Raw genomic sequence first — 2,675 nt, forward strand, 5'->3', positions numbered from 1 at the left:
TTTAGCCTTCTCAACTGCAAGCAGTCCCCCCGCATAATATTTAATTTTATTAAAATAAAAAAGGTGCCTCAAAAATACAGAAAGCACTTAATCAAAAAATTATAGTTTTGTAACTGCTTCCCTACTCCAGTATTAACTGACAGGTTCTATGGGTCAGGTTTCCTTCTCAACTGCAAGCAGTCCCCCCGCATATAATAACCAGTGTAGCACTTGAGTGTTCATTCGTCAACTTTAATTTAAGTTAACTTCTGTATTTCTCTTTTTCTTTTAGATAATTTCTAATAATTCTCTATTTTATCCATTTGATTCTAATATACTTTTCTCACATTTCATTTTATGAAATCCTGTGTTGAATTTATTCTACGAAATTTTCAACCCTTCTTACTTTTTAATCCATTTTCATATTTTCAGAATAATTCTCTTACTGTATAAAAAGAAAAATACAGAAAAAATAAAAAATACACAGAAACCATTATATTCTGTGTATCTTTATATATAATATTTTTTAAATAGGCTGAAAAAATTCGCTTATATCCACATCCAGCACATTTGCCCATCTCATTATTGTAGACAGATTGGGATAATTGAGATTATGCCTGAGTCTGTATAAAGTATCATTTGCCCGTGAATCCAGATCTTTTTTTCTGATTTTCGGAAGATTCTCCTTTTCCCTTTCTCTGTTTCTTTCCTGTAAAATTCTCTCGACATTTGCAATAAGCCTGAAATTCGTATTCCTTTCCACAAAAACCACCCTTTCCAAATTGACTTTATATTTCATCATTAATATTATACACTTTTTGTGTAAAAAGTCAATTATAAATTAAACCTAAAAAATATTAGTATACTTACCTATTACGTAACCAATTATTTTATTAGTATCAGGGATCTCTGTATTTTTGGCGAGAAAATAGTATTTCCCGCTGTCTTCTGTCACTTTATCAAGATAAACACCGTTTTCATCGGGATAGAGTACATATTTACCCGGACATTCTCTGGTAAATCCTGAATCTTCCCTTAATTTCAAAATCAGGTAATCATCTTTCAAAAATTTATTTTCGACGAGATCTTTTTCCAGTTTTATAGCCAGCATACCCTTTATGTTAGAATAAATAACAGGTATATGTGTATGGCTTTCCAGCTTTTTGCCGTGTTCTGGAAGCTCTCCCGTCTCAAGAACAGGAATACTGTCTATTGCACTGACATTCATTTTCAAAACTTTAAATAATTCCGGATATTTTTCAGACAAATATTGCTCTACAAATTCTATTTTATCATAAAAGTCCAGATCCAGAGCTTCAGCAAACCTGATAATATCGTCAAGCTTTATTTCTCTTCTTCCTTTATGAATTTCGTTTACGTATGATACAGATTTATTCAGATATCTTGCTATCTGAGAAAATCTCTGACCTCTCTCCTCAATGTGCATTTTTAACAAATCTAAAAACATTTCGCCCCCTGTAATATTTTTTTGTACATCATAGCATATTTTTAAAAAAAATACAAAAAAAAGTAATGTTTCTATTAAGTTAATTAATAAATTTATTTAGATAAGCACTGAACCTGAAATTTGTATATTACTCAATATACCTTATGATTTGTCTTACACGTCCTATACACTGAAGTTTTTCTATATTTTCACCTGTAATAACTATGGGATTAAGTCTGTTATTAATACATCTGAGAATTACCACCTCTTTAAAATACTCTATTCTCCGTAAAAACAAATCATTATTATACCTCAAAACACAGATTTTGTTGTTCATCAGATACAGATCGACGCAGCTTTCAGGATCTATCAGAAGCATATCTTTATTTATAAATTCAGATTCCAGTTCATTACCGTATATTCTCACGAAAAAGCTGTTTTCAGATACATATTCTGTTTCAGGAATACTTATATATTCTTCCTTCTCAAGTTCGTTCAAAAGTCCCAGTCCTGATTCTACAATAGCTCTCAGCGGAAACTTTACTATCCCGGAACCTTTCGGGGTATTTTTCGAGTTTTTTTCTTTTAATTTCAAATATTCTTTTTGAAAGTTTTCAGGAAGACGTCTGAATTCCTCATAGCTGTCCACTGCCTCCTTATCTTCCTCCAACACATCAAAAATCATATAAAACTTTTCCAGAAAATTTTTGGAAGGTCTTTTGGTATTATTCAGCACACTGCTTATATACTGCGGTGTAATTCCGAGTAAACCCGCCAGATCCGTCATGCTCATTCTGCCTTTTAGATATTTTTCCAGTATTTCTCCTGTATTTAACATCCCAAACACCCGCTCTTTCAAAAAAATTCTTTATATCCTTTATTATTGTTTTTCATAAGGCTGTCCCGAAGAAGCCGGTGCCTTTGCTTTCCCTACGAATCCTACCAGTGCTAATAATGTCAGTACATAAGGGATCATTGCCAAAAACTGCTGCGGAAAATTCGGATAATGAATCTTTAACTGTACTTCCAATACACTTCCAAAAGCAAATAAGAAACTTGCAAGCATTGCTCCCCATGGTTTCCATTTACCAAATATCATTGCCGCCATTGCCATAAATCCTCTTCCCGCCGACATATTATTGCTAAATGACGGAAGCATTACTGTTGTCATATATGCTCCTCCAAGCCCTGCATAAAGTCCTGACATTACTACTCCTGTATATCTTATCAAATATACATTTATTCCCAC

General features: G+C 32.7%; 4 protein-coding genes and 1 riboswitch. All 4 genes read right to left on the reverse strand.

What is annotated here, in order from left to right; genetic code table 11:
- Positions 1–100: 100 nt before the first annotated feature.
- Positions 101–197: riboswitch (TPP riboswitch) on the reverse strand.
- A 308-nt stretch (positions 198–505) separates the two neighbouring features.
- On the reverse strand, positions 506–742 hold the full coding sequence (locus NK213_RS19630; protein WP_253352490.1) for a hypothetical protein: 237 nt from the start codon (positions 740–742) through the stop codon (positions 506–508).
- 84 nt (positions 743–826) lie between these two features.
- Positions 827–1,447, reverse strand: coding sequence for a helix-turn-helix transcriptional regulator (locus tag NK213_RS19635; protein ID WP_253352492.1), 621 nt, complete (start codon positions 1,445–1,447; stop codon positions 827–829).
- A gap of 127 nt (positions 1,448–1,574) precedes the next feature.
- Positions 1,575–2,264, reverse strand: coding sequence for an XRE family transcriptional regulator (locus NK213_RS19640; RefSeq protein WP_253352493.1), 690 nt, complete (start codon positions 2,262–2,264; stop codon positions 1,575–1,577).
- A gap of 42 nt (positions 2,265–2,306) precedes the next feature.
- Positions 2,307–2,675 (reverse strand): ABC transporter permease (locus NK213_RS19645; protein ID WP_371926475.1); only part of this gene is annotated, 369 nt, incomplete at its 5' end.

It is taken from the genome of Sebaldella sp. S0638, from assembly GCF_024158605.1.
Taxonomy (GTDB): Bacteria; Fusobacteriota; Fusobacteriia; order Fusobacteriales; family Leptotrichiaceae; genus Sebaldella.